19 protein-coding genes, 3 tRNA genes and 6 pseudogenes are annotated in these 25,511 nt (G+C 39.6%); 12 read left to right on the plus strand and 16 right to left on the minus strand.

Features of this window, described 5'->3' with window-relative positions:
• Positions 1-60: 60 nt before the first annotated feature.
• Positions 61-1,095, minus strand: coding sequence for a hypothetical protein (locus N4T56_RS00420; RefSeq protein WP_261731841.1), 1,035 nt, complete (start codon positions 1,093-1,095; stop codon positions 61-63).
• Between the two features lies 1 nt (position 1,096).
• The gene (locus N4T56_RS00425) at positions 1,097-1,912 is read right to left on the minus strand and encodes a hypothetical protein (RefSeq protein ID WP_261731842.1); all 816 of its coding nucleotides are present in this window, start codon (positions 1,910-1,912) and stop codon (positions 1,097-1,099) included.
• Positions 1,913-2,455: 543 nt separating this feature from the next.
• On the opposite strand from N4T56_RS00425, the gene N4T56_RS00430 reads away from it, so the two are divergent.
• The 5 genes and pseudogenes from N4T56_RS00430 to N4T56_RS00450 form a co-directional block, all read left to right on the plus strand.
• On the plus strand, positions 2,456-2,896 hold the full coding sequence (locus tag N4T56_RS00430; protein WP_261731843.1) for a hypothetical protein: 441 nt from the start codon (positions 2,456-2,458) through the stop codon (positions 2,894-2,896).
• Positions 2,897-3,045: 149 nt separating this feature from the next.
• The gene (locus N4T56_RS00435; protein WP_192114302.1) at positions 3,046-3,453 is read left to right on the plus strand and encodes a LexA family protein; all 408 of its coding nucleotides are present in this window, start codon (positions 3,046-3,048) and stop codon (positions 3,451-3,453) included.
• Positions 3,454-4,485: pseudogene (locus N4T56_RS00440) on the plus strand (Y-family DNA polymerase); the annotation flags it as partial.
• Positions 4,486-4,548: 63 nt separating this feature from the next.
• A pseudogene (locus N4T56_RS00445) lies at positions 4,549-5,715 on the plus strand (IS3 family transposase).
• A gap of 40 nt (positions 5,716-5,755) precedes the next feature.
• Positions 5,756-5,983, plus strand: a pseudogene (locus N4T56_RS00450) (DUF4113 domain-containing protein); the annotation flags it as partial.
• 104 nt (positions 5,984-6,087) lie between these two features.
• Here N4T56_RS00450 and N4T56_RS00455 read toward each other — a convergent pair.
• Positions 6,088-6,246, minus strand: a pseudogene (locus tag N4T56_RS00455) (IS4 family transposase); the annotation flags it as partial.
• Positions 6,247-6,440: 194 nt separating this feature from the next.
• Between N4T56_RS00455 and N4T56_RS00460 the strand changes: the two are divergent.
• The 4 genes and pseudogenes from N4T56_RS00460 to N4T56_RS00475 all read left to right on the plus strand — a co-directional run bounded on the left by N4T56_RS00460 (position 6,441) and on the right by N4T56_RS00475 (position 12,271).
• Entirely contained in the window at positions 6,441-8,978 is a 2,538-nt protein-coding gene (locus tag N4T56_RS00460) for a DEAD/DEAH box helicase (protein WP_261731844.1), read from the plus strand.
• 11 nt (positions 8,979-8,989) lie between these two features.
• The gene (locus N4T56_RS00465; RefSeq protein ID WP_261731845.1) at positions 8,990-9,520 is read left to right on the plus strand and encodes a hypothetical protein; all 531 of its coding nucleotides are present in this window, start codon (positions 8,990-8,992) and stop codon (positions 9,518-9,520) included.
• Between the two features lie 341 nt (positions 9,521-9,861).
• Positions 9,862-11,029: pseudogene (locus N4T56_RS00470) on the plus strand (IS3 family transposase).
• A gap of 543 nt (positions 11,030-11,572) precedes the next feature.
• Complete coding sequence (locus N4T56_RS00475; protein WP_261731846.1) at positions 11,573-12,271, plus strand: TdeIII family type II restriction endonuclease; 699 nt, start codon at positions 11,573-11,575, stop codon at positions 12,269-12,271.
• A 191-nt stretch (positions 12,272-12,462) separates the two neighbouring features.
• Here the strand turns inward: N4T56_RS00475 and N4T56_RS00480 are convergent, their stop codons facing one another.
• Entirely contained in the window at positions 12,463-13,734 is a 1,272-nt protein-coding gene (locus N4T56_RS00480) for a DNA cytosine methyltransferase (protein WP_261731847.1), read from the minus strand.
• 144 nt (positions 13,735-13,878) lie between these two features.
• Here N4T56_RS00480 and N4T56_RS00485 point away from each other — a divergent pair, with 144 nt between their 5' ends.
• Positions 13,879-14,589 carry an Eco47II family restriction endonuclease gene (locus tag N4T56_RS00485; RefSeq protein ID WP_261731848.1) on the plus strand — a complete coding sequence of 237 codons (711 nt, stop codon included), beginning with the start codon at positions 13,879-13,881 and terminating at the stop codon, positions 14,587-14,589.
• Entirely contained in the window at positions 14,576-14,959 is a 384-nt protein-coding gene (locus N4T56_RS00490; protein ID WP_261731849.1) for a MazG nucleotide pyrophosphohydrolase domain-containing protein, read from the plus strand. Before N4T56_RS00485 ends, N4T56_RS00490 begins: the two co-directional genes overlap by 14 nt.
• Before the next feature lie 110 nt (positions 14,960-15,069).
• On the opposite strand, the gene N4T56_RS00495 is transcribed toward N4T56_RS00490, so the two are convergent.
• From N4T56_RS00495 to N4T56_RS00520, 6 genes are all read right to left on the minus strand, one after another.
• A tRNA-Val gene (locus N4T56_RS00495) sits at positions 15,070-15,145 on the minus strand.
• A 31-nt stretch (positions 15,146-15,176) separates the two neighbouring features.
• A tRNA-Val gene (locus N4T56_RS00500) sits at positions 15,177-15,252 on the minus strand.
• A 32-nt stretch (positions 15,253-15,284) separates the two neighbouring features.
• Positions 15,285-15,360 (minus strand) — tRNA-Val (locus tag N4T56_RS00505).
• 111 nt (positions 15,361-15,471) lie between these two features.
• Positions 15,472-15,687 (minus strand): hypothetical protein, encoded by a 216-nt coding sequence (locus N4T56_RS00510; protein ID WP_261731850.1) that lies wholly within the window; start codon positions 15,685-15,687, stop codon positions 15,472-15,474.
• Between the two features lie 16 nt (positions 15,688-15,703).
• A complete protein-coding gene (locus N4T56_RS00515; RefSeq protein WP_261731851.1) occupies positions 15,704-16,036 on the minus strand; it encodes a hypothetical protein in 333 nt (110 codons plus the stop codon).
• 67 nt (positions 16,037-16,103) lie between these two features.
• Positions 16,104-16,874, minus strand: coding sequence for a tyrosine-type recombinase/integrase (locus N4T56_RS00520; protein WP_261734724.1), 771 nt, complete (start codon positions 16,872-16,874; stop codon positions 16,104-16,106).
• A gap of 61 nt (positions 16,875-16,935) precedes the next feature.
• Between N4T56_RS00520 and N4T56_RS00525 the strand changes: the two genes are divergently transcribed.
• Positions 16,936-18,080, plus strand: a protein-coding gene (locus N4T56_RS00525; protein WP_261731852.1) for an IS3 family transposase whose coding sequence is annotated in 2 segments (ribosomal slippage) — positions 16,936-17,191 and positions 17,191-18,080 — 1,146 coding nt in all. Because the reading frame shifts where the segments join, the coding sequence is not laid out codon by codon here.
• Between the two features lie 40 nt (positions 18,081-18,120).
• Here the strand turns inward: N4T56_RS00525 and N4T56_RS00530 are convergent.
• The 6 genes and pseudogenes from N4T56_RS00530 to N4T56_RS00555 all read right to left on the minus strand — a co-directional run bounded on the left by N4T56_RS00530 (position 18,121) and on the right by N4T56_RS00555 (position 25,415).
• Positions 18,121-18,660, minus strand: coding sequence for a phage integrase SAM-like domain-containing protein (locus N4T56_RS00530; protein ID WP_261731853.1), 540 nt, complete (start codon positions 18,658-18,660; stop codon positions 18,121-18,123).
• 836 nt (positions 18,661-19,496) lie between these two features.
• Positions 19,497-23,132, minus strand: coding sequence for a S8 family serine peptidase (locus tag N4T56_RS00535; protein ID WP_261731854.1), 3,636 nt, complete (start codon positions 23,130-23,132; stop codon positions 19,497-19,499).
• Between the two features lie 234 nt (positions 23,133-23,366).
• Positions 23,367-23,828, minus strand: a complete 462-nt coding sequence (gene asnC / locus N4T56_RS00540; RefSeq protein ID WP_261731855.1) for a transcriptional regulator AsnC — start codon at positions 23,826-23,828, stop codon at positions 23,367-23,369.
• 110 nt (positions 23,829-23,938) lie between these two features.
• On the minus strand, positions 23,939-24,616 hold the full coding sequence (gene rluA / locus N4T56_RS00545; RefSeq protein WP_261731856.1) for a bifunctional tRNA pseudouridine(32) synthase/23S rRNA pseudouridine(746) synthase RluA: 678 nt from the start codon (positions 24,614-24,616) through the stop codon (positions 23,939-23,941).
• A gap of 73 nt (positions 24,617-24,689) precedes the next feature.
• Positions 24,690-24,980: pseudogene (locus N4T56_RS00550) on the minus strand (hypothetical protein).
• 15 nt (positions 24,981-24,995) lie between these two features.
• Positions 24,996-25,415, minus strand: a complete 420-nt coding sequence (locus tag N4T56_RS00555) for a hypothetical protein (RefSeq protein WP_261731857.1) — start codon at positions 25,413-25,415, stop codon at positions 24,996-24,998.
• Positions 25,416-25,511 lie beyond the last annotated feature (96 nt).

Genomic DNA, 25,511 nt, shown 5'->3' on the forward strand with positions numbered 1-25,511 from the left:
ACACGGTTGCGAACAATAAAAAGGGGAGCTAAGTTGCTCCCCTTTGACGTTAAACCCAGTTTACTTATTCACATTTTCAATAAGCATACTGTACAGTTTGTTAAACTCAGCCCTTAATTTATATGGTTTACATTCCTTTGAGGTTTTATTTGAATGTTCCATCATTAACCCCTTAACATTACACAATTCTTTGTTGACCGCTTCTTTGACGGCCTCACTGCACAGAGGTAATAGTTTGCATTGCTCTATGTAACGTTTCATCTTGCGGCGTTCATCTTTTGGCAAGCTCTGCAAAGCAGGTTTTAACCCGTAAGCTGTGATAGCCATAATGGTATGTGGATGTATATTAGTTAATGACTTCAAAGCATTTAAATCATATACCTCGATACGCTTAAGGTAATCACATGGACTTAAGAAAGCAGATAACTCATGTAACGTACAGTTAGGTTTTAATTGGGCTTCAAGGCGTGTTTCCTGCTCACCCGTAGTAGGCAGTTTTTTCGCCTTACAATTCGCAGTACGGTCATAAGCAACAAACCGAAATTTAGCCTTCCTATTTCCGACATAGTAACTTCCAATACCACCATTTTTAGCAAAAGCAATCATAGATGTTTGCGAACTAGCAAGGTTAAAACTTAGCTCATTTATATCAATCGCTAAATCATGAGCGATATCAATAGCTGTGACTTTCATATTATCGCTAGCTAGAAGTCCATGATCTGAAAATATATGTTCAAGCCATAACCTTGCTATGAAGAAGTGTTTTCGTTTCAGCGGAAACCCGTTAAAACTTAGCCTTATAAAAGGCCTACTCTCTGCATAGGGGTGAACTTGAATGAACAAATGAGGTACACCATTTTGTGGTCGTGCCCAATCTATGGTTTCTAGTAAAGGCAATTTAATACAGTAGCGATAGCCGCCTGAAGGCTTAAGAACTTGCGCATATGCTAGTTGATGGTGTTTAGCTATTGATTTAGCAATCTCAACAACGTTGTTGGCGATGTCATGCTTGCAAACATCATCTAGGCAACGCATAACGATTACTAACTTATCGAACAGAATGGCATTCAGAATATTAAATATAAGCTTACTCATGTTATGCCTCCAATTTCTGTAAGTGTTTGGTCAGTAACTTGATAGCTTTCTTGACGTTTTTTGGTTTTTTGCCTGCATCAGTTTTGATAAATGCAGTTATTATGGCTTTGCTACTTTTACATTTGGCAGCCTGCTTTTGGAATTGCTTAAGGAATTGGCGATGGTTTTTACTTTGTCCGTCTTCCTCTATGTTGGACTGTTTAACATTCGAGGATAGCTTGGGTGTCGATTTAGAACCTTGCTGCTTAGCTTTAGCAATAGGTTTAGTATCTTCACCTTCATCCTCTTCACTTACCGATTCATCATCAATATCATTAGCTGTTAGACCAAGTTCACGCATAGCCGCTTCAACCATCTTGCGGGTATATTTACCATTCATAGTCACATCATCACCATGTTCACTTTCAATTTCTTCAACTACATCTTCAATCTGCTCATTAGAAAGACCTTTCATGGCTAACATTGAGTTATCGCTAAAGAAGCCAATAGCATCGACCCCATTCACTACATAAGCCACTTTCGCAGCCCAAACTTGCTTGAGTGCGGCGTCATATGTAATGGTGAAATTCGCTTGGACGTAGTCTTTAAAGCTCTTACATTTGTAAAACTTATAACCTTTATTTTCATGGATAATGAGTAGAGCTAGCTTGATCTGAACATTTGACGAACTAACTAGCTTAGCTAGCCTTTTAAGATGCTTACCTGTGAGTTTGAACTTGCCTTCAACCGCAGATGCATAATCATGCTTATTTTTGAATACTGATTGAACTAACTCCTGTGTTTGTTCATGACGTGTAACTTTGCGTTTAATAGTCATTGTAAAACTCCTATTGGATCTGTTTGTTTGTGTGATCGGCGTTAACCGAACTTTTGATTTACAGATTGATTCCCTCATCTCAGGAACATCTTTTCCTGCAATCACAGATCCGTTTACAGTTTGTAATTAGCACCTCCTTTCTTACTTTTTATTTATAGTGTCTTAGGCGTATTTAACTGCGAGCTCTCAGTTTTAGCTACACTGATTACTTTAAATTACTACTATGCTGATATAGAGTGATGCTCTAGAATACCCTTATTAGACAATGTGTTAAGATATGTTTTTTGAAGGTTTTTTCATGTTTTTTTTGTCGGGACGACTTTTTGTGATAGTTTCGTTGCGAATTGTACGAACCAGTTTTTTAAGTCGTCCCGATAGTCTTTTTTTTGATAATCAAATATAAAAAGTTGAGATGAATATTTGCGGTTTTACTACGTTAATTTTTTGTATCTTTTCTGCTTGAAACGCATGTGAAAACACTATAAGTTGATATTGATTTAGTCATGTAGATAAAACTGCGGGCTCGCAGTTAAAGGAGATAAAATGAGTGATGGGATAAAATGGAAGTTGGCTATAATCAATAATTCAATTGAAAAATTAGTTAAGATTGTCGAGCAAAATGAAGATTCGAATAGGTTGCAAGAATTAAAAAGTTTTTTGGGAAAAGATAACAAATTAAAAGCTAGTTCATTTGATGATATTAAAAATTGGTTTGACCTTCTAAAGACTGAGACGCTTAAGGATTTTAAAAAAATAATAAGCCAAGTTAAATATGAAGAAAGCCATGAGAGAATTAGATTAGATGCTAGCTTATATTCAGCCCTTGAATCCATAAGAAAAGAAAAAAATCTTAATTCTATAGAGGACGTTATCTATAACTTAGTGATTTTTTTGAGAAACAGTGAACTTAAACATGGAAATAATACATTTTTATCGATGACAAAGGATGAAGTAAACAGCAAAGGATCTGTTTTTCCTCTGTAAAGTCGAACTAGAACATCAATATACTAGTTCTGCGATGTGTAAGAATCAAAGATGCTGATGTGCAGCCGCAGTAATGGGTGATTGAACGTATTGGCAACGTTCAGGGTTGATGCTAAAATAACTGTAATTATATACAGTGGTTTGTTGCTATGCGTGTTATCCCTATACCTGCAAGAGCAGGCATTACAGGTTTTGAAAGTCCCGCAGCTGAATACAGCCAGCTAGGCATGAGCTTGGATGATTTACTGATTGAGCATCCAAGCTCAACTTTTATAGGCATTGCTCAAGGCGAGTCGATGCAAGACGTCGGCATCTTTGATGGTGATATGATCATTGTTGATCGTCATGAGACTGCTCGAAATGGCGATGTTATCGTTGCCAACTTTAATGGCGAGTTTGTCTGTAAGATTCTAGACACCAAGCGGCGTGTCCTCCTTTCTTCTAACCAACAATACCAACCTGTCATTATTCATGAATACGATGATTTTAGTATTGAAGGCGTAGTTACTCGCTCTATTCGTTGCCACCGTCAAAGCCCTCTGTTGTGTGGTAATTAGATGTTTGCTCTAGTTGACGCTAATAGCTTTTATTGCAGTGCTGAACAAGTCTTTCGCCCTGATTGGCGCGGTAAGCCTGTTATTGTGCTAAGTAACAACGATGGGATGATTGTTGCTGCTAATCGTCAAGCTAAAGAAGCTGGCATTGGGAAGTTTCTACCTTACTTTCAAGTTAAAGCCTTATGCGCTCAACGTGGCGTTATTGTCTGTTCCTCTAACTATGAACTCTATGCTGACTTATCTAGCAAAATGATGGACATCATTGGCCGCTTTGCCCCTGAGCAACATGTCTACTCTATTGATGAAAGCTTTCTCTCTTTTAAAAACTGCTATCCCGCTATCAAATGTCTCAATACTCAAGGCAAGTTAATCCGCCGTGCAGTCTGGAAAGAAGCACGGTTAGCAGTCTGTGTGGGTATTGGTGAAACACTTACTCTAGCTAAAATCGCCAACCATGCAGCTAAGAAGATTGAGGGCTACAAAGGGGTTTGTTTCATTAGTAATGAGCAAGAGCGTATTGCTATTTTAAAGCAGCTTGGTATAGGGGATGTTTGGGGCATAGGACGCCGAATAAGTAAGAAACTTGAACTAATGAATATCCGTACAGCATTTCAACTCGCGTCTATGCCGCCGACACTGGCCAGAAAGCAATTTAGTATTGAAATAGAACGTACCGTTCGTGAGCTTAACGGCCAAGCGTGTAAAGTATGGGATGAAGCGAGGGCAGATAAAAAGCAGATATTTTCAACTAGAAGCGTAGGCGAGCGCATCACTGATTTTGAGTCGTTACAGCAAGCATTGAGTAAGCATGTTGCTATCGCAGCGAGTAAAGCACGTAAGCAAGGCTCACACTGTAAGACTATGCTGATTTTTGCCAGTAACTCACCTCATGATGAACGGCCAGTAAGCTACAAAGCTATTGTGCATTTTCCATGTCCAACCAACTGTACTGTTGAGCTAACCAAAGCTATGAGTGAAGCCGCACCAAAGCTTTTTCGTGAAGGCATACATTATTACAAAATCGGTATAGGGTGACGTGGTTTAATTGATACGACTAACCCAGTTAAGACATAATTGATTTAACTGGAGATTAAAATGAAAACACGTAAAACCTATTCAAAAGAATTCAAACTTGATGCTATCGCATTAGTTAGAGAGCAAAATTACAGTATTGCTGAGGCTGCTAGAAATTTAGAAGTAACACCTCAGCTTCTTGGCCGATGGATAAAAGAAGCAGAAAATTATGATGGCCATGCTTTTAGAGGTAACGGCAAGTTAACGTCTGAGCAGGAAGAGATCCGCAAGCTAAAAGCACAAGTTAAGCGTTTAGAAATGGAGCGTGAAATACTAAAAAAAGCGACGGTCTTCTTTGCCAAAGAAACGAAATAAAATACGCGTTTATTGCCCAAAATAAGAAGATCTGGCCAGTGATATTAATGTGTCACGTGTTGGGTGTGAAAAACAATAATTACTACAGTTATCAAAAGCGGAAGTCTCAGGCCTGTTGATACAGAGCATCAAGAGATGTTGCAGTGGGTGAAGAATATCGCCGAGTTTAGCGATAACACCTATGGACAAAGACGTATTCGAAAGGCTTTGAATTCACTTGATTACCCTGTTGGGCGTAAGAAAACAGCGCAGTTGATGAAAGAAGCAAACGTTTGGGTGCGCTATAAAAAGAAGTACAAGACAACAACCAACAGCGACCACAAGAAGCCTATATATGATAATGAACTTAAGCAGGATTTCGACGTTCAGCGCGCTAATCAAGCGTGGGTGCAAGATATTACGTACATATGGACTTCTGAAGGATGGCTGTATTTAGCGGTCGTAATCGATCTCTATTCGCGTAAAGTTGTTGGTTGGAGTATGGGCAGCAGAATGAAAGCACAGTTGGTTTGTGATGCCCTAACAATGGCAATATGGCAACGAAAGCCAAAAGCCGGATTGATCATACACTCAGATCAAGGCGTTCAATATGCGAGCCACCAATACAGACGGATACTGAGGCTACATAAGTTTGTCGGCAGTATGAGCAAAAAAGGCTGTTGCTGGGATAATGCAGTAGTAGAAAGCTTTTTCGGTAGCTTGAAGCAAGAACGAGTTCATTGGCGCAATTATCGAACGCGCTATGCAGCTCAACAAGATGTCTTGAATTACATCACAATGTGGTACAACAGCCAACGAATGCATTCTTACCTCAATTATCAAAGTCCCAATGAGTTTGAACGTATGGATAAGCATTTGAAGGATGTAGCTTAAGGAACTTAACTAGGTTGTCCGAATTCAGTTGACCAGGTCAGGGCTTATCGACTTAGCCAGCGAAAAGCATAACCAATTCGATTTGTTTAACCCTCCTAAAGCTAATCCAGCTTTGATGCATACGCTAGATGACATTAACCAACGTTATGGAAGTGATACGATGTTTCTAGCAGCGCAAGGCATAGATCATAATTGGTCAATGCGTCGTGATTTGCTAACGCCGCAATATACAACCAAATGGCTAAGTGTACCCAGTATTAAGTGCTGACAAGGTTTTGCCCCAAAACGAGTTTGAGATGCCAGACAACATACTTAGTTTTAGTAATGCTAAAGTGGGCAAAAATCAGTGGCGCTTGATGCAGAGCTTATAGCAGCCAGATTGCCTGAAATGTTACGGCCTAGTTGCGTTAAAGAGAGTTGATAGCCATCGAGTAATGACTTAGTTACAACCATCAGAGACATAAGAAGTTATTTGTGAATAGTCGGGAATTGCGAACCCATAGATTGATGCAGTATGGCAATGTTGCGTATGGTGTTGTTCTAGTTTGTTCCTGGCGAAATTGATTAGATCAAACAGCACTATGCATGTCTACATATTGATTGTAAGAGGAATTATCTGGGGATTCCCTAGAGTTAAGTGTTAACTGTAAAGTAGGTTTTTTTGGTAAGCTTTTGCTGGCGAACTATAGTTCTTACCTCAAATAAAGAATAACAGGGACGTTTAAATGAATGTAAGTGGTTTCATCGTTAATGAAGATTTGTGGCAAAGTCTGAGACACTGCCAGCAAGAAAGTATTCAAACGGCGTTAAGTTACTTAAAAAAGCCGTTAAATGACAACGCAAACTCTTGCCTTATTAGCTTGCCAACGGGTGCAGGTAAATCAGGTGTAATTAGTATCGTCTCTCACAAAGCAACCCAAAAGCGGGTGCTGGTTTTATGTCATCGACGTGCTGTGTGTGATCAACTCTTTAAAGAAATAGATGGGAAGTTTTTTAGTGATCGTGTTGAAGGTGAGGTTATCAAGCGCAAGGTTGTTTATAGTGATGTAAATGATACCTCTAAAAATGGCGTTTATGTTTCCACCTTCCAGAAACTACAAACTTTCGATAGTGCTCAGCTTGAGCGGTTAAAGCAAGATATTGATCTTATTATTATTGATGAGGGGCACGCTGAACCTTCTCCCGTATGGAGCACGTTGGTACGCGGTATTGATGCTCATAAAGTCGTTATAACTGCGACTCCGTACAGGAATGACTTGTATCAATTCGACGTTACCGAAGACGCTAGTTATATTTATACCTTTGAAAGAGCACTTGCTGATGGTGTTTTAAAAGAACCAACTTTTGAGTCAATTACTTTAGCAGAATTAAGCGGGAAAATCACAGACTTCTTAGAGGCTAATGATGGCACAAAGTGCATTATCAAATGTGAAAAATTCGAAGATATTAAAAGCTATTACGACTTGCTAAACGATGACTTTTCAGTATTAGCAATACATGAACAATTTACTAAAGATGAACGAGATAATGTAAAAGTTTCCGTGCCAGCGAACCTTAAGGGTTCTGATTACCAAGTCATTATTCACCAGCGGAAACTAGATGAAGGGGTCGATATTCCAGAAGCGAAGTTATTGGTTTTAGCCTATGCAGTTAATAGTGGTCGGGAACTAGTTCAAACCATCGGAAGAGTAGTTCGTCTGTACGGTGATATTGAGCCTAAGATTTTGGAGATTGAAAACGATGCAAATAGCCAAATGTGGCAAAACTACAGAAAATTTGATCGTTCACTAGATAGTGCTGATTCAGTTAAAAGATTCATAGCATCATTAGACAGTAATAAGTTGATTGAGCGTTACTTAGAAGCATTTCCTGATGTTAGTTATTACGGCAACCGCTTTGTTAGTAAGTTTGACTTTAATACGTTTAAACCTGAGCGCTCTCTTAATATCCCTACGGCATCAATTTGTTTTTTAAATCAGTCGCAGGGGTTCAGCATTCAGCTTTTATCAGACCATCTATACTGGCGCTGCAATAATGCTGGTGAACTCGCGAAAGTCTTTTCTACAGAATCTGGTATTCATGGTGTTATCTCAATCGCATTCAATAAGTCACGGTTTTTAACAGACCAGTTTTTCTTTGAGCCTTCATTTGAAATAACATTGTATAAACAGCTCTCGAACAACGTTGTTGCAATTTATGATAGCCGAGGTCGCAGATTTAATGGTGAGAAAGATTTAAAACTCGGCTCTGCTGTGTCTCTCGATAAACTGCTTAAGGTAATGTCATTAGGTGAATCAGCCTCAACGAGAGAAGCAAGTAGTAAATCGATTAGTTCTGCTAGAAAACGTCCTGAAAGCATCGCCGTAAAAGGAAAAGGTTTAGAGGAAATGGCTGACATGCAAGCCAATGCATCATATCGATTGGCCACAATGCGTTGTGATACCTATGATCAATATAATAGAAAGGATGATAATAAAAAGAAGGGTAGTTATTATATTGGCGCAGATTCTGGGCGAATCTCAGATCAAAAAGAGTCATCGTTTACTTTGGGCGATTTGAATGATTGGCTTACAGGTATTGATAAAGCCATATCTGCAAACATTAATATAAAAAACGCCCTAGTACATTCATATGCAAAGCCAATATCTGTTGATGAAAATGTTGAAGCTCACACTTTGATTTTTGATTTAACAGGACTAGAGTCTCCGATAAGTATTTTGATAGATGGAGAGCGATATACTCTTGACAACTCTTTTTTATATTTGATTTATGACAACGGTGCTTTGCTTATTGATAACATGGTTAAAAGTAGAGTCTTAGTCAATTTTAAGCAAGAAGAACCTTATCTAGAAATTGTATCAGAAGCGGAAATACTATATTCACTTGAAGGTGAAGAATACCAAGACATAACTGACTTTCTTAATAAGCACTTACATAAAGCTCTCTTAGCGAATGGGATCAGTTATTCAAAGGGTAAGTTTTATCAATTAACGCTTCCTGTGGCGGATAGTTTTGAATTAGTTAACTCCAACCTTGCCAATGTTGTGGTTGGGCTTGAACCTCTTATTGGTAGGGGATTAGATGAAAAAGGATGGCAAAAAAAGACAAAGCATCAAGATGGCTTTTATCAAATAGTAAATGGTGGCTTTAGTCCGAATTCTGTTTTTTATTTAGTAGATAAATTAAAAGCTAATGGATTAGATGACCCAACAAAAAACCAACTAGGCCATTTGCTCCCTATATACCTGACGCTGATTTGCTGATTAACACGGATATGGGTACTGAGCCTGCTGACTTCATCGTTTCGTCAAAAAATAAATTGGCTTTTATTCACGTTAAATGTGGCAGTGCAATAACCCCCCATTCATCGGCAGGTGCTCTTGCTGAAGTTGGATCTCAAGCCATAAAAAATATTGAAATGCTAATTAGTGGAAATGCCGAACTGAAACCAACAAATTGGAATAGGCTTCATACAGCTTGGCCAGCTCCAGAAGCAGCACAAAATATCGCTGAAAGAATTAGAATGTTCCAAGGTGCTACTTTTGTAGCTCAAAATGAACAGGAAAGATTAGAAAAACTTAATGAGCTGTGGGATACCGTTGCAATGAGAAGACGCTCAACAGCAGTAAAAAAGGAAATTTGGATTGTTGCTGCCAATAGCTTTTCGACTGCCCATTTTGAGCAACAATTAAAGTTAGGTTCAGAGGCAAATGGCGAAACCTTACAGGCTTTTCAATTATTAAATAGTTGGCTAGCGACTGCGCATAATAATGATATTGAGTTGAAAGTTTTTGTTTCACCATAGTTTAAGGCAAGAGCTAAGGAATAATGATGAGAGGTGGTCAAATTGCCTAGGGATTTTACAAAATATACTTTTAACGGGCAGACTCTTGGTAACGGGCGTTTGGTTTTAGCTGTAGTAAAAGAGTGAAATTGCACCTAAAGATAATCCACTTCACTCCCTGATTTGCACCGAGGACTGATCCGCATTTGGCGTTTTGATATACGAGACGTTATCTGAAACCTAGAAACAAGTCGGTGGTCGTAACTCACAATTGTCCACTAATGTGTTAGAGCACTGTTTGACGTGGTTTAATTGATACGACTAACCCAGTTAAGACATAATTGATTTAACTGGAGATTAAAATGAAAACACGTAAAACCTATTCAAAAGAATTCAAACTTGATGCTATCGCATTAGTTAGAGAGCAAAATTACAGTATTGCTGAGGCTGCTAGAAATTTAGAAGTAACACCTCAGCTTCTTGGCCGATGGATAAAAGAAGCAGAAAATTATGATGGCCATGCTTTTAGAGGTAACGGCAAGTTAACGTCTGAGCAGGAAGAGATCCGCAAGCTAAAAGCACAAGTTAAGCGTTTAGAAATGGAGCGTGAAATACTAAAAAAAGCGACGGTCTTCTTTGCCAAAGAAACGAAATAAAATACGCGTTTATTGCCCAAAATAAGAAGATCTGGCCAGTGATATTAATGTGTCACGTGTTGGGTGTGAAAAACAATAATTACTACAGTTATCAAAAGCGGAAGTCTCAGGCCCTGTTGATACAGAGCATCAAGAGATGTTGCAGTGGGTGAAGAATATCGCCGAGTTTAGCGATAACACCTATGGACAAAGACGTATTCGAAAGGCTTTGAATTCACTTGATTACCCTGTTGGGCGTAAGAAAACAGCGCAGTTGATGAAAGAAGCAAACGTTTGGGTGCGCTATAAAAAGAAGTACAAGACAACAACCAACAGCGACCACAAGAAGCCTATATATGATAATGAACTTAAGCAGGATTTCGACGTTCAGCGCGCTAATCAAGCGTGGGTGCAAGATATTACGTACATATGGACTTCTGAAGGATGGCTGTATTTAGCGGTCGTAATCGATCTCTATTCGCGTAAAGTTGTTGGTTGGAGTATGGGCAGCAGAATGAAAGCACAGTTGGTTTGTGATGCCCTAACAATGGCAATATGGCAACGAAAGCCAAAAGCCGGATTGATCATACACTCAGATCAAGGCGTTCAATATGCGAGCCACCAATACAGACGGATACTGAGGCTACATAAGTTTGTCGGCAGTATGAGCAAAAAAGGCTGTTGCTGGGATAATGCAGTAGTAGAAAGCTTTTTCGGTAGCTTGAAGCAAGAACGAGTTCATTGGCGCAATTATCGAACGCGCTATGCAGCTCAACAAGATGTCTTGAATTACATCACAATGTGGTACAACAGCCAACGAATGCATTCTTACCTCAATTATCAAAGTCCCAATGAGTTTGAACGTATGGATAAGCATTTGAAGGATGTAGCTTAAGGAACTTAACTAGGTTGTCCGAATTCAGTTGACCAGGTCAGTTATTCGATTATGAGAAAGCTGTCGTGATACGAAGTCGAATCTTCACTTTCATCTTTATCAAGCTATGACAGTTTCAAATGCAGCAAAATATGACTGTTTATGCAGTTTTGTGTGCATAAGTTCAGTTTTACTTTGAATCTGCACAATTACGCGCAGAATGCTCTGATTAAGCGCTAAAACACGTGAAAAGTGCACGTTAACAGTTATTAAAGTGCAGTAATTTTAGAATCAGAGATGTGCAAGCTAATTAGAATAGATTCTATCATGCTGGCTCATTTTTGCAGGCCACTACACTAGTCACGATAGAATTTTAAATCTCTTTTAGATAAATGTCCGGTTGTAGTTGACCAGAACAATTTACTGCGGTTTACTAGTCCTTTGAAAGTTATTTAAATCAATTGGTTAATAAGGGAATATGAAGGAATTAATTAAAAGTACTGTGGAAGGTTCAATAAATGCTTTTTTTCTAGGAAAGATGTAAAAGTTGAGCATGTACTAGATTTGATTTTTCCTAAAGAGAGAAGGATTCGCTCTTTAATAGGTGGACTTGAAACATCTTTAGGGACAAGAGTATGGGAGCCATTAGCAAAAGCCTTTGCTAATAACAATGGCTTTAGTGTTAAGGATGAAAAAATATTTAACTCAAAAGTTCCAGTTATTCCTGAAATGCTTAGACACTTCATTGACAATCTGAGGGCTGCCAAACAAGCCAATCCTTTAATTACTCATCAAGAGCAACTTGAAGAAATGCGTGAATTTATTATTGCAAACAACATAAAGCCCACTGAGTATAAGAAAATACCAAAAGGTGAGGGTATTGATATTTGGCTTGAAAAGGCGGGTGTTGAATATATTTATGATATTAAAACAACACAAATTAATGCTGGAAGCGAATCCAAGTTCTCTTCCAACTTTATGAATTGGTATGCATACAGGTTACTTGTTAATAACGCTTTGAAAATTGAGTGTAGATTAGCATTCCCTTTTAATCCCCATAAAGGTAAAAATTTTTGGGCTAAAGAAGGAGGGAAATCTATTCCATTATTACCTTCTATTGAGGCCGTTGTTGGGAATGAATTTTGGGATTTTTTACTTGGTCAAGAAAAAACTATCGAACTTATTTTTGAGTGTTTCAAAGAATTAGGTGAGGAGAATTTTGGCGCTAAATTTGACTCCGTATTTACCCCTAAATTAGGATAGTATTTGCCCTTAACTGTTTCTGGCTTTACCTTTAGCTTGTTTATCGAACTAAAGGTAAAGTCAAAATTATTGAGTAAATCAACTTATAATTAAATCAGAAAAGCAAAATGTTACCTAAACACGCTAAACTACAGCAGTATGAAGTTAGTAGAACTTTAAAGACCATAATTAAATTTAAAGATTGAATTATTTTACTTTAAGTCAATGGTTTCGGGTTTAATTTCATCTCGTTCTTCAATATCATTAAGAAGTTGGACAAGTGAATGCCCTAGTGCTCTTGCCAGATTTACAGGAACAGCATTACCAATCTGCTTATATGCTGCGTTCTTCGAGCCTTGAAACTCCCAATTGTCTGGAAACGTCTGAATGCGAGCATATTCTCTTACTTGTAAGGGTCTCGTTTCTATTGGATGACAACGTTCAGTTTGTTTTTGCGCCGGAGATGTTGTCAGAGTTAGGCTTGGTTCATCTAGCGATAATCGACGAGCCATGCCTGTTTTACCTCCACCTAGGAAGTAACTTCCCTGCATATACTCTCTTTGTAAATCATCCGATAGATCACGCCAGTACCCACCCTGAGGAACTTCAGACATGATTTCTTTTTTACGTAGCGGATATTCTTGCCCTGGAGACTCTTGAACATCAGTTGGGTAGAGCTCTCCAGCATAAAAAGCATCACGCAATGTCATCACTCTTTTGTAAGGTGATGGCCAATGAAATTTTACTTTTTGAGCCAAATCTTTTCGAATTGCAACTAAGATAAGACGTTCGCGCTTTTGTGGCACTTTATAGAAAATAGCCTTAAGTACTCTAGGTTCAACTAGTTCATAGCCAAGCTCATCTATAACATTCTTGATAGTTTCTAAGGTTCGGCCTTCATCATGGGTAAAGAGTGCTTTAACATTTTCTGCCATGAAGACTTTTGGTTGTGTTTCTTTGATGGCTCGTGCCATTTCAAAGAATAGAGTGCCGCGCGTATCCTCAAAACCTAAGCTTTTTCCAGCGTACGAAAAAGCTTGGCAAGGAAATCCGCCAGTTAGAATATCAACCTCTTTTGCCTGAGTGAAATCTACTTTCGATATATCACCCTCAATTACATTCCAATCAGGCCGATTGTGACGAAGTGTGTTACAAGCGTGTTTATCCATTTCGTTCAGAAGAACGCTTTCTAATCCTGCTTGCTCCATTCCAATAGCTAAACCACCACCGCCAGCAAACAATTCAACTAACCTATAACTACGGATTGGTTTTACTGCATGCTCTTCATCCCATTTAGTTAGAATCATTTTTTGAATTTCTGTATTCATTGAGACTTGTTCTAATGGAATTTTCCCTGAATCAGGGCAGGGAGTTAGTTCGCCGCGTTTGATGCGAGCTGCAATTGTAGCCTTAGATTGGGAAAGAATGTCCGCTAAGACTGCAATACTGTATTTTATTTCTGTTTTATTTTGGACATCAAACATACGACGCTTCCATTTAGTTGTACTGATACTGGTTAAATATACAGTATTAATGTTCAGAGAGTCACTATTTTAACGTTTTTTTTTCAAGTACTAATTTTTAATCTTCTGTTCCATAATAGCCTTTTATAATAAGAGGTTAAAAAAATGAGAGCATTTAATCGGGACAATTTAAAACATGCAATTAGAAGTAGTGTTCGTCGCGTGTACGAAGCGCAAACAACAACGCCAGATCTTTATCGTAATACACTTGATTGCTTTTCTGCTGCGATCGATTCCGTTGTACAAGGCATCAGTTTAGATGATTGGCTATTGCAGGAACGAGAACGTCAGATCCAGAAGACGAAACAGAATGCAATTGGTTCCTTACATGAAGAGGTTATGGGCTCAATCGAAGGAGTCACAAATCCCCCTGTCGGTAATTTGATTGATATAATTTGTCATGAAAAGAGAATAGTTGCTGAGGTTAAAAACAAACATAATACAACTAAAGGCAACCATAAAGTCTCTATCTACAGAGATTTAGCTACAGCTTTAATACAATATCCGGGTTATACAGCTTATTATGTTGAGATTCTTCCAGCAAATTGTGCTGTTTATAATGATGTATTTACTCCTTCAGATAATCAAACTAGATCCCGACTGCCTGAAAGACACGACATTCGTAAAATAGATGGACGTTCCTTCTACGCACTCCTTACAGGTCAGAGCGATGCGATTGATGAGCTTTATCGTGAATTACCTCATTTGATCGCAGAGATTATAAATGAGGAATTTGGTACACAATTAAATTCTAACGCGGTAACCTCATCAAATGCATTTGACACTAATTTTACGAAAGCATATGGAAAAAACTAAAGCAGGCCTTTTGCTTGAGCAGTTACAAATAGTTGCCCAAGAAAAAGCGCAAATTGACTTAATTGGGACGTGGTTTCAAGGTAGCCAAACATATCTTGATGCACTTGCTGAAGAAATTGTTGAAGTAAAAACGGAACTTCAACTCGGGAGACAATGTTATCTGGAGGATGAGCTGGCTGATCTACTTTGGAATATTGTTTGTTTGATTGAGCATTTAGAATTAGAAGAGAAAGTTGATCAAAAACAAGTTTTTCAGCGTGCTGTAAAAAAATACACAGAGCGAGTTACAGCACGTCTTCCTCACGAAACTTGGGATGACGTAAAAGTCCGTCAAAAATTAGATCTCGAAAAAGAGTTTAGTAAACAATGAAAGTAAACTTATCATAGCTTTGAATTTAAAATGATTAAATTTTAATAATGTTAATAAATAATTTATTGGAATATATAAATCGTTTAGGATTTTAAATGGTAGTTTAGATATGGTGGTCGCTACTGGGCTCGAACCAGTGACCCCCTCCTTGTAAGGGAGGTGCTCTCCCAGCTGAGCTAAGCGACCTGGGATATAACGCAGATAGATTAAATTGATATGGTGGTCGCTACTGGGCTCGAACCAGTGACCCCCTCCTTGTAAGGGAGGTGCTCTCCCAGCTGAGCTAAGCGACCTGGGAATATCAATTTATAAAGTATGTAAAACATGGTGGTCGCTACTGGGCTCGAACCAGTGACCCCCTCCTTGTAAGGGAGGTGCTCTCCCAGCTGAGCTAAGCGACCTCAACAAGAAAACTGATTATATGGAGTTTTTATTGGTTGTCAATTTTTTAATACCATATCAAACTTCTAATATATTTTTTCTTCATTTTTATTGTTAGATTATTGAACTGCTTACTTTGTTTTACTATTTAAGTTTGCAATAGTATCGCGAGCTGCATCAATTGCCATCTTGATATCAAACTCTATACCTTCATCGATACATTCATCATTCTTGCTTACAGACCAGCTATAGCCTTCGTTATAATGGTCTGGGTTTTCTTCAACATAGATTTCAAAGCCTTGGTATTCTTCTTCAAAAGGTATGGTAATACTTGGTGAGTTACTCATGGTTTTACCTTATATGTTAGTATGCAGAGGCTAGTTTTTTTAGATACGTAGTTAGCTCAGAGGGGCTTTCTGTTGTAAACACTACTTCACTATCTTCACTGGTGAAGATTTCTGGTTCATTATCGGTGCCTTCGTTTATAGCTGTCATGACAAGGTAACGCTCTTCTGATTCCTCTCGGTCATCAGGAGCCTCGAAGTCCACCCATAGTACTAAATGTTGAATACCCATTTTAAAGTAGAAGCTCGGGCACATGTCGTTGTGCCAGCTCTTATCAGTTAGCCACGGAAAGTCTTCAATGTTAAAGCCCAAGTTAAAGTTTTCACCAAACTCGCTTTTGTATAGTGCCATTTTTAACTCCTGAATTTATTACACATCTTATCATTGAGATACAAACACCAGAAGTATCCTGATGAATCTAAATACAACCACGCTGCTTGTAGCTGGCTTGCCATTCTTTAAACAATTCAGAAAGCCTCGCTTCATTTTGCTTACTGCCAGAAGTCTTTTTATCTTTTACTCTTTGTTTGGCTTTTCCTAAGTCAATACCTGATAGTTCTTTACTGTACATCTTGGGCGTTACATGACTGTAATGCTGTTCAATCATGGCAATGCTCGTTCCACATTGTTTAGCCAATACCTCTATGCTTACTCCAGCCAGTAGTTGCCAAGTAATATAAGTATGGCGGAGTGAGTAAAGCGTTCTAACGCCATGAGGAGACTCCTTTAAATCTGCTTTGATTAATGCTCTATCAAAGTTTTTGGTAAGTGCATTAGTTTGGTTGCCATCAAGCAAACAAAATAATTTGTCAGTAGGCTTCCTATTAGGAAATCGCTCTCTCAATGTTTGAATACTTGAAAAGATTTCATCGCGACAAACAACTTCTCTTGTACCCGTATGCTTGATTGTTTTCCCTTTTCTTACGGTGATATAAAAAATAATGTTATGAGCATTAGTATCAATATGTATATCACCCCAAGTGAGACCTTCCATTTCAGTTCCTGGTCTAATACCTGTATAAACGGCAAATTCCATATAATCGAGCAGTAGTTCGCGAATTTGGCGGGTTTTCTCCCTTACACTGTTTTCCTCTAAATGTATGACGGCATCAAAAACCTTTTCATACTCTTCAGGAGTAAAATGTGCTCTTCGCTGCGCACTAGCACCTTTTGTGGAAAGTTGTGTTATGGCTTAATGAATCTGTACACCGATATGGGGTAAACTCCCCTTAAGATAAATTGGTGTAAAAATGATGACAACTCAACCTACTTACTCAACAGAGTTCAAAATTGATGCGGCTAATCTTGTGATTAAACAAGGCTATAGCGTTCGAGAAGCTTGTGAAGCAACAGGCGTAGGCTCAACAGCTATAAGACGTTGGGTTGCACAACTAAAAGAAGAATTTAGTGGTATTACACCATCAACAAAAGCCCTGACGCCCGAACAAAAGAGAATTCAAGAGCTTGAGGCTCAAATTAAAAAGATTGAATGGGAGAAAGATATCCTAAAAAAGGCTACCGCTCTCTTAATGCAAGACAACATCAAACGATAGCGTTAATTGAGTCACTATCAAGAGAGCAAAGTATTGTTAAACAACTATGTCAGTTGTTTGAAGTGCCACGAAGTAGCTATCACTATCACCTAAAACAGCGCGGTATAGTTAACCCTGATTATCAGCGATTATGCCAGCAAGCTGTTGAGATACACAGTGATAGTCGAGGCTCTGCGGGAGCTAGAACAATTGCAGGTCAATTAAATCAGCAAGGCGAAAATATCGGTCGCTATAAAGCAGCAAGCTTAATGAAGCATGCAGGCTTGGTGAGCACTCAGCTCAGAAAACATCGATACAAAATAGCTAAAGGCGAGTCAAAAATAGCTCCTAACCTGCTAAAAAGACAATTTAATGTTAACGCTAAAAACAAGGTTTGGTGTGGCGATGTCACCTACATTTGGTCTGGAACAAAATGGTTATATTTAGCGGTAGTCATGGATTTATATGCGAGAAAAATAGTTGGCTGGGCTTGTTCTGATAGCCCGAATACAGATTTGACCTGTGCAGCTTTAAGAATGGCGTTTGAAAGCCGTGGATGGCCTAAAGGTCTATTATTTCATTCAGACCAAGGTTGTCACTACAGCAGTCTTCAGTATCGACAAATGCTCTGGAAATACCAAATCAATCAGAGCATGAGCCGTCGAGGTAATTGCTGGGATAATGCCGTAATGGAGCGTTTTTTTAGGAGCTATAAAACGGAATGGATGCCCAAGAATGGATATCAACATTTTGATGAAGCAAAACATGATGTGCTGAACTACATATTGAAACATTACAATACAAAACGCGGGCATAGTTACAATAATTATATGACCCCAACGGCAGCTGAAATGGCGGCATGATAATAACTCCCCTAAGCGTGTACAGATTTACTTGACCACATCATTGAGGTACTTGAGACACCAGCATCCATTTGCATTGAACTGCCTCTTTAAAAACCTGTTGGAAGGCAGCATTATGGTTAAGTAACGTTGATTTTGCAGGGGCTCGGCCAAGAAGTTCTTCGCGCCATATATCAAATTCGCTTAACTTGTCGCTATCAATCGAGGTAATGTAAATACGGTCGAAAAAAGGAATATGGTACTTTCTTAAAAGTTGAATGTAGGCGGTATATTTATCTACTAATGGATCCTTATCTTTGGCCTTACTTTTATTAATTAAAACTTGCATGGCATTGATGGCTTTTTCAGCCACATCCCTAAAACGTTTAGAGCTTACCAACTGATCATTATCAGCCATGAATTGGTATTCTATTTGAAGTCGATAAGCCATGGCGATGGCTTTCTCTTTTTCTTTTTGCTTAGTCGCTTTAGAGTGCCACTTACCAGCGACTTTGATACGGGCATACCAACGCTTGCTATTGTCTTGTAGGTAGACGTATAGTTCGTCTGAGATATCGTGTCTTTCAACCTGTTTGGTCATAGTATGATTCTGAATTGGTTTTGCAAAGAATTTGCAAAGTAAGATATTTATATCGTAACTAACTGATAATTAACAGTGGTTTTACACGCTATATATTCAAAATCCCGCGCCCTTAAAAGCGTGCCGGTTCGAGTCCGGCCACTGGTACCAAAACTTTAAATCAGCCTATGTGCTGATTTTTTGTTTTATAAGCTAAGAGCTGAATGGATATTGAACCCGTGACGGGATCCGCTTATTACAAAAGATGCCACGCCCTTAAAAGCGTGCCGGTTCGAGTCCGGCCACTGGTATCAAAACTTTAAATCAGCCTATGTGCTGATTTTTTGTTTTATAAGCTAAAAAACTATTAGTTAAAAGCTAAGAGCTAAGAGCTGAAAGGATGTTGAACCCGTAACGGGATCCGCTTATTACAAAAGATGCCACGCCCTTAAAAGCGTGCCGGTTCGAGTCCGGCCACTGGTGCCAAAACGTTAAAACCGACTTGAGAGTCGGTTTTTTGTTTTAAGAGCTAAGAGCTGAATGGATGTTGAACCCGTGACGGGATCCGCTTATTACAAAAGATGCCACGCCCTTAAAAGCGTGCCGCTTCGACTCCGGCCACTGGTACCAAAACGTTAAATCCGACTTGAGAGTCGGTTTTTTTGTTTTAAATTCACCAAAAGCAATTGCCAATGGCATTTTTTGTTACGTGGCTTAGTTTGAGAGCGTCGTGTTAACAGCACATGTGTGCCGTTATAGCCTATATCATCGATCATATTTGACGCATAAAAAAACCAGCTACTTGCGCAGCTGGTTTTTGATTAATTTGGGGTTACCAAATTATTAATTACTCAGAATTAGTGCTTACGACGACGTAATGCAGCTAATGGTAGTAATAATGCAGTTAACCACCCCATAGAACCACCAGAAGATTTCTCTTGTTTTTCGGTTACAGTAATCGTTGCTGTACCTGGCTCACTCTCTAAACGCGTGTCAGACGCCGTTACAGAGAACTTAATTGAGCTACTACCTGATGGTGCTGTAAAGTTAATTTTTTCACCACCATTGGTAAAGCTAACCGATGGATCACTTGTTTGTACCCAGTTGTACGTTAGTGTATCGCCGTCAGCATCGCTACCGTTCGCTCGTGCTGTAACAATAAAGCCTTCAGTACTTGTCATGCCTGTAGGCGCAACAGTTGGAGTCGTGTTGTTAATCATGACAGAAACCGTTGCCATTTCAGAACGGTTACCCATGGTATCGATAGCAACAACTTGTGCTTCCATCGTTTCGCTAGTTTGGTCAATGACAGCAGTATCGCTTAAGCTGACTTTACCTTTAGCGTCAATCATGATCATGCTTGAATTAGCGCTAATAACAATAAACTCTGACACTGGACTTGTTAGCATATCAGGGTCTGTAGCAACAACTTGACCAAGTTCAGTGCCTGCAGCAGCGCCTTTGTCTACATATAGCACTAGGTCTTCAATTGAAGGGGCTTCGTTACCTTCATCTGTTGTGTTTGCAACAACTGACATAGCACCATTATCAGACAGCAACATATAACCTAATGAGTTACCACCCACTTGACTAATAAGTATTGCGCTTTCACCTGGTTGTAGTTCAGTAACAGGTTCGCCATCTTCGTCAACTAAACCTGCAGTGACATCTGTACCGTCAAGCAATAACGTCGCTTCAGATTCATCTCCTGTTCCTGTTGATACAGGTGCCCAGTCAGCTTCTTCTACACGGAAACGTACTCCAATAGATGCGCCTAAATCCGTAGCTGCTAGCCCAATATCTTCAAAACAAGCTTTGATTGATAAGAAGTCATTACCGGTAACATGGTAAGCTGGAGAGAAGACTCCGCTACCTGTGCCATAATCAGTAACAAAGCCGTAAAGTGCTCGTGGGTATGTTACTGTGTCGCTGCTGAACCAATCTAAGTTGATGGTTTTTGCTGTGAAATCATAAACACCATCATTATCTATATCATAGTCAACGTTATAGCTAGCCACTAAACCATGTACAATTGGATCACGCATTTGGAAAGTGTTCCAAATTGCAATGCCTTCATCACATGTTGAGCTACCCGCTAATTCACTTGATGCATTGAGTAAGTCGTGACGTAAAGACATGTCAACAGGGCTCGTTGCGGTTAATGGGGCACTAAATGGAGCGGTAATTGCTGTTGCACCTACGTTAGTGAATGTTCTCACAATACCGTCTTCGGTGACTTCAGTTGAAACCGATGCAGCAGCAGCGGCTTTTGGTAGAATGTGATAAACAACATGCAATGCTTGCTCTTCACCATCCATAAACTTAATTGCACCATCATATTCTGATAATGTTAACGCATCAGAAGCCTCACTAGCAGTACCGCCTAACTCATATGATGAATCTAAGATCCACTCAGGAAGATTAGTAGGATCAATTGTGACCGTTACATCAAATGTTTTCGTTTGACCAGCAGGAATTTGGATGCTTTCTGGCATCTCAAAAGTCACCGCTTCTGAATCGATATCATTTTGGAAGCGCTGCTCTGCCATTAATGTGTACGTTTTCGCTTCTGCTGAGAAGTTTTTCACAGAAATGGTCTTAGTCATTGATGTTGTTTCACTTAATGAAACAAGACCAAAGGCTAAAGCAGCTTGCATGGTATCTTTATCGTATGCAGCTACAGGTAGGTTGATTGATTTCTCAATGTCAACAAGACCTGCACCAATGTAACTAATCGGTGCTAACTCAGCATCCTCATTTAATGAGGTTGGCTCTGCGGTCACATTTAAGTTTGCAGCATTCATCATCGTGGCTTTGATTTCAAGCGCACTGCGATTTGGTAATGCTTCTTTAATAATACTCATTGCACCAGCAGTAATAGGGCTAGAAAATGAGGTTCCGCTAATAGGTGTTAAGCCATCACCGAGCCCTGGGTGAGCAGTCATAATCGACGTGCCTGGAGCTGTGATTTCTGGTTTTAGTGTTCCAGCAATTGATGGTGCACGTGAGGTGAAGCTTGCCATTGCCCCCGCTGTAGTGACTTCTTCTGATATAATTGAGAATACAACATCTCCTTCAGCAAGTGCTTCTTTAAGCGCATCTCCTTCTTCTTTAGATATCATTACAGATGGGATGGTGATGTCTGAGTTTGTACCACCCATAGTGAATGCACCGTCACCCTCAACGTTATTGGCAACAATGACAAATGATGCACCATTTTCTTGAGCGTGAAAGACTTTATCTACAAAACCACAGCCACCTCGGTCAATGATTATCGTTTTACCAGTAAAGTCGACGTCATCTGCAAATGGGTCACAACCATTTAAGTTATCCGTAGGGAGTACTAATGGAGCAGTTGTGTTGCTAAATGAAAATTCATTAGTGGTATTAAATGCTGCGCTAATTGGGGCTAATTCAACTCCAGCAGCCGTTGCTGTGATTTTTCCTGCGGTCACGGTTGGGTGAGTCATTGCACCAACAGATAATGCATTCGCTGATGTACTTGGTCCGCCAACAACAAATGGTGTCGCGCCATCGTTACCTGCTGAAATCACGAGGTTTACACCTAGCTCAACCATTTCATCAATCAGTTCTTGAACTGCGCCTTCTTTAGAGTCACCGAAATCACCACCCAATGACATATTAACTGTGTCAACGCGGTCAGAGATATCACCATCACCATTAGGATCCATGGCGGCTTCTAACGCGTAAAGTTGTGCTAGACCAGGGCAACCTGAATCACATACAGAATAAACATACAACTCAACATCTGGCGCGATGCCTACAACTGAATGGCTTACATGAGTACCATGGTTATTATCAACATCAATCGGGTTAGGGTCGTTATTAATAAAGTCATAACCGCCAACGACTTTACCTTGTGGCCAGTTTGGCATATCACCTTCAGCTTCTACAGCGGCTTCATAGTCGGCAATATCGCCTGAACCACCTAATGCTGCGTGAGTGTAATCTACACCGGTATCTAATACGGCAACGGTTTGACCTTGACCTGATGCAGTTCCAGCTTCGATTACCGCAGTTGCACCGATATAATCTGCACTATCTGCTACATGCAGATCGTAGTCGTAAATAGGTAGAATATCTGCAACGTCAGCGTTTTTTAATAGTGATACTAACTGTGCTTTGTCAGCTTTTACTAAAATCGAGTTAACTAGGTTTGAGGTTTGTCCTACGACTTCAATATCAGCGCCCAGACTTTCAATTGAGCTTAACACTCGAGCTTGAGACTCTTGAACCGATGCAGCTGCTTGTGCTGATGAGACTTTTGATAAGCGTGATTGTTGTGATACTGACTGAGTATTTAATTTTATCATCCAAGCAGAAATGTTTGATTGCTTTTCTGATTTAGTGGCTTTTATGCCTGCATATTCATTATTAACTCTGTCAGTGGTGTTGTATTTACTTGCAGTTTCTGCAAATGCTGCACTAGAGATTAATGCGGCCGAGATGGCGATGGCTAGTTTTGTCTTCACAACGTCTTCCTTGTTATTAGACATCACTTAATTGGGGGGGTATCGTGCTAACACGATGATTATTAAGTGATGGTGTTTTTAATGTCATTAATTTTATGTTGCATTCTGTGATGCATCACTGCATTTGTAGCACAACTAATTAACAAAAGTCACACCATTAATTAATAAAAAAGTAATTAAATGTTAACTGAGGTTTGTGATGGGGGTCATACTAATGGAGGAGGCTATTGCATGTTAAGGCTTTACAGCCCTAACAATAGGGTTTTGTAGGCTAATTAAGGTTTCAGTTGATTGGATTTCATCAATCGATTGAATGCGATTAATAAGCACATGTTGTAAGCCATCGATAGATTGGCACATTACCTTTACAAAAACAGAGTAATTTCCGGTGGTGTAATATGCTTCAACCACTTCTTCAAGGGCATTGAGTTTGGCGATTGCCGAAGGGTAGTCACCGGCACTTTTGAGGTTTATGCCAATAAAACAACATACATCGTAGCCCAGAGCTTTTGGGTTAACAGTGATTTGTGCACCGGTAATAATGCCAGCTTGTTTCATTTTTTCAACGCGTACGTGAATGGTACCTGCGCTTACATTAAAGCGTTTTGCCAGCTCTGCAAATGGTGTGCGTGCATCTTCCATTAGTGCTGTAAGAATTTGATTGTCTAATTCGTCGCGTTGAAATGAGCTATCCATAGTATTGCACCTAATAAATCACTATTTGGCCATAAATTTACGTCTTTCATTGCATAATAGCCAGAAAAATTACCAGTGAAATTAACAATGTTTATCTTTATTGCTTAAGATTATTGGCTTGTTGAGGGGTCGATAAACTCTGCTGGTGATTCGAAGTGAATTTGCGCTTGTGTATACGGATGACGAATGGTTAATGCCGCCGCATGAAGCAATAAACGTGGAGACAAACTTTTTGCCAATGGATCGGCATAAAAACCATCACCTAAAATTGGGTGGCCAAGTGCCATCATGTGTACCCGCAACTGATGCGAACGCCCTGTAATCGGCGTGAGTTTTACCAATGTTGACTTAGCAGCATAACTGACGACTTCGACGAGTGTCTTTGAGGGTTTTCCAAGAATATGGTCCACTTTTTGTTTTGGGCGATTAGGCCAGTCACAAATCAGCGGTAAATCAATTTGAGTGACTTGTTTGCTCACATGACCAGCGACTCGTGCATAATAGGTTTTACTGGTTTCACGATCGCGAAATTGCCTTTTAAGTTCTCGCTCAGCATTGCGGCGCAGTGCCACAACAATGACACCAGATGTTGCCATATCAAGGCGATGAACGATTTGTGCATTAGGATGTTCGGCCAACACTCGCGAGTAAATACTGTCATGATAAATCGCTTCTCTACCCGGCACTGACAGTAATCCCGATGGTTTATTGATCACGATAATATCTTTATCTTGATGCAATATATCTAACCAAGGTGTGGTCGGTGGATTATAAATAAAGTCAGCCATTATGAGGTTCTCGTCGGTCAATTCGCGGCAACAATACCGCTGGACACCGAGATGTGCAAGTGTTGCACAATGATTAAGAAAAGGCGTGGCCGTTTACGTGCATTATGGTAAATGTCCACACCACAAATGCTAATGGAATATGCACTAAAGCATAGAAGCACTGATCGAGGCGCTGCATTCCTTTTGACATGATGATGAGGTATAAATGCGCCCCCATAACAACAATAAATAGTAAAAATAATGGATATAACGCAAACGGGCTCGCATCAGCGAAAATGGTATGGCTTAAAATGGCCTAAATAACCATAAACCCCGTCGTGAGGGGAGGGAGTGCGATGCGATATTGTTCTGGGTAAGGGAACATCCCATGTCCTTTTTGTTAACCTTTAATTTCTTTGCGACTCTGGATTACTTTGCGATGCACGATTGAGTAATGGCGCAATCCCGCAGAATCATGAGATACAATAACAGATAATAGAATAATAAAGATGACTAATTCAGATTTACACTGACTTATTTGAATAAAAAAGCCAAGCAGTACAACCTTTAATAACGTTAACACCCCTTTTAATTGAATAAGCCAACGCCAATCGCGTATGATTTCCCAGCTCATCAGTAACACTCCAGAGCAAACGGCGGCGAGCCAGTAGTTAAACCACAGTGATAAATCGAGATCAAACATAATCCCACCGCCGCTGCCAACGACGCCGATAATATGAATCGCCCTAAGGGATGTTTTACTGATCCGTTCTACCCAAAATCGCCCTTCAGATACCGGCATTTTATCTTTATTCTTCATAAGTGACTGTCTTCGTTTAACAACACTTTAATACTAACAAGTAATGCTAATGTAAACAGTGATTAGCTCGCCAATTTGTGGTTTGTTTCACACACA

Origin of the sequence: Shewanella phaeophyticola, assembly GCF_025398315.1 — a bacterium.
GTDB lineage: Bacteria > Pseudomonadota > Gammaproteobacteria > Enterobacterales > Shewanellaceae > Shewanella > Shewanella phaeophyticola.

Excerpts from the sequence above, each read along its gene's own strand:
- N4T56_RS00460 (WP_261731844.1), top strand. The coding sequence starts at position 6,441 with ATGAATGTAAGTGGTTTCATCGTTAATGAAGATTTGTGGCAAAGTCTG.
- N4T56_RS00430 (WP_261731843.1), top strand. The coding sequence starts at position 2,456 with ATGAGTGATGGGATAAAATGGAAGTTGGCTATAATCAATAATTCAATT.
- N4T56_RS00555 (WP_261731857.1), bottom strand. The coding sequence starts at position 25,415 with ATGAAGAATAAAGATAAAATGCCGGTATCTGAAGGGCGATTTTGGGTA.
- N4T56_RS00465 (WP_261731845.1), top strand. The coding sequence starts at position 8,990 with ATGGGTACTGAGCCTGCTGACTTCATCGTTTCGTCAAAAAATAAATTG.
- N4T56_RS00530 (WP_261731853.1), bottom strand. The coding sequence starts at position 18,660 with ATGACCAAACAGGTTGAAAGACACGATATCTCAGACGAACTATACGTC.
- asnC (WP_261731855.1), bottom strand. The coding sequence starts at position 23,828 with ATGGATAGCTCATTTCAACGCGACGAATTAGACAATCAAATTCTTACA.
- N4T56_RS00420 (WP_261731841.1), bottom strand. The coding sequence starts at position 1,095 with ATGAGTAAGCTTATATTTAATATTCTGAATGCCATTCTGTTCGATAAG.
- N4T56_RS00485 (WP_261731848.1), top strand. The coding sequence starts at position 13,879 with ATGAGAGCATTTAATCGGGACAATTTAAAACATGCAATTAGAAGTAGT.
- rluA (WP_261731856.1), bottom strand. The coding sequence starts at position 24,616 with ATGGCTGACTTTATTTATAATCCACCGACCACACCTTGGTTAGATATA.
- N4T56_RS00435 (WP_192114302.1), top strand. The coding sequence starts at position 3,046 with ATGCGTGTTATCCCTATACCTGCAAGAGCAGGCATTACAGGTTTTGAA.
- N4T56_RS00480 (WP_261731847.1), bottom strand. The coding sequence starts at position 13,734 with ATGTTTGATGTCCAAAATAAAACAGAAATAAAATACAGTATTGCAGTC.
- N4T56_RS00515 (WP_261731851.1), bottom strand. The coding sequence starts at position 16,036 with ATGGCACTATACAAAAGCGAGTTTGGTGAAAACTTTAACTTGGGCTTT.
- N4T56_RS00425 (WP_261731842.1), bottom strand. The coding sequence starts at position 1,912 with ATGACTATTAAACGCAAAGTTACACGTCATGAACAAACACAGGAGTTA.
- N4T56_RS00490 (WP_261731849.1), top strand. The coding sequence starts at position 14,576 with ATGGAAAAAACTAAAGCAGGCCTTTTGCTTGAGCAGTTACAAATAGTT.
- N4T56_RS00510 (WP_261731850.1), bottom strand. The coding sequence starts at position 15,687 with ATGAGTAACTCACCAAGTATTACCATACCTTTTGAAGAAGAATACCAA.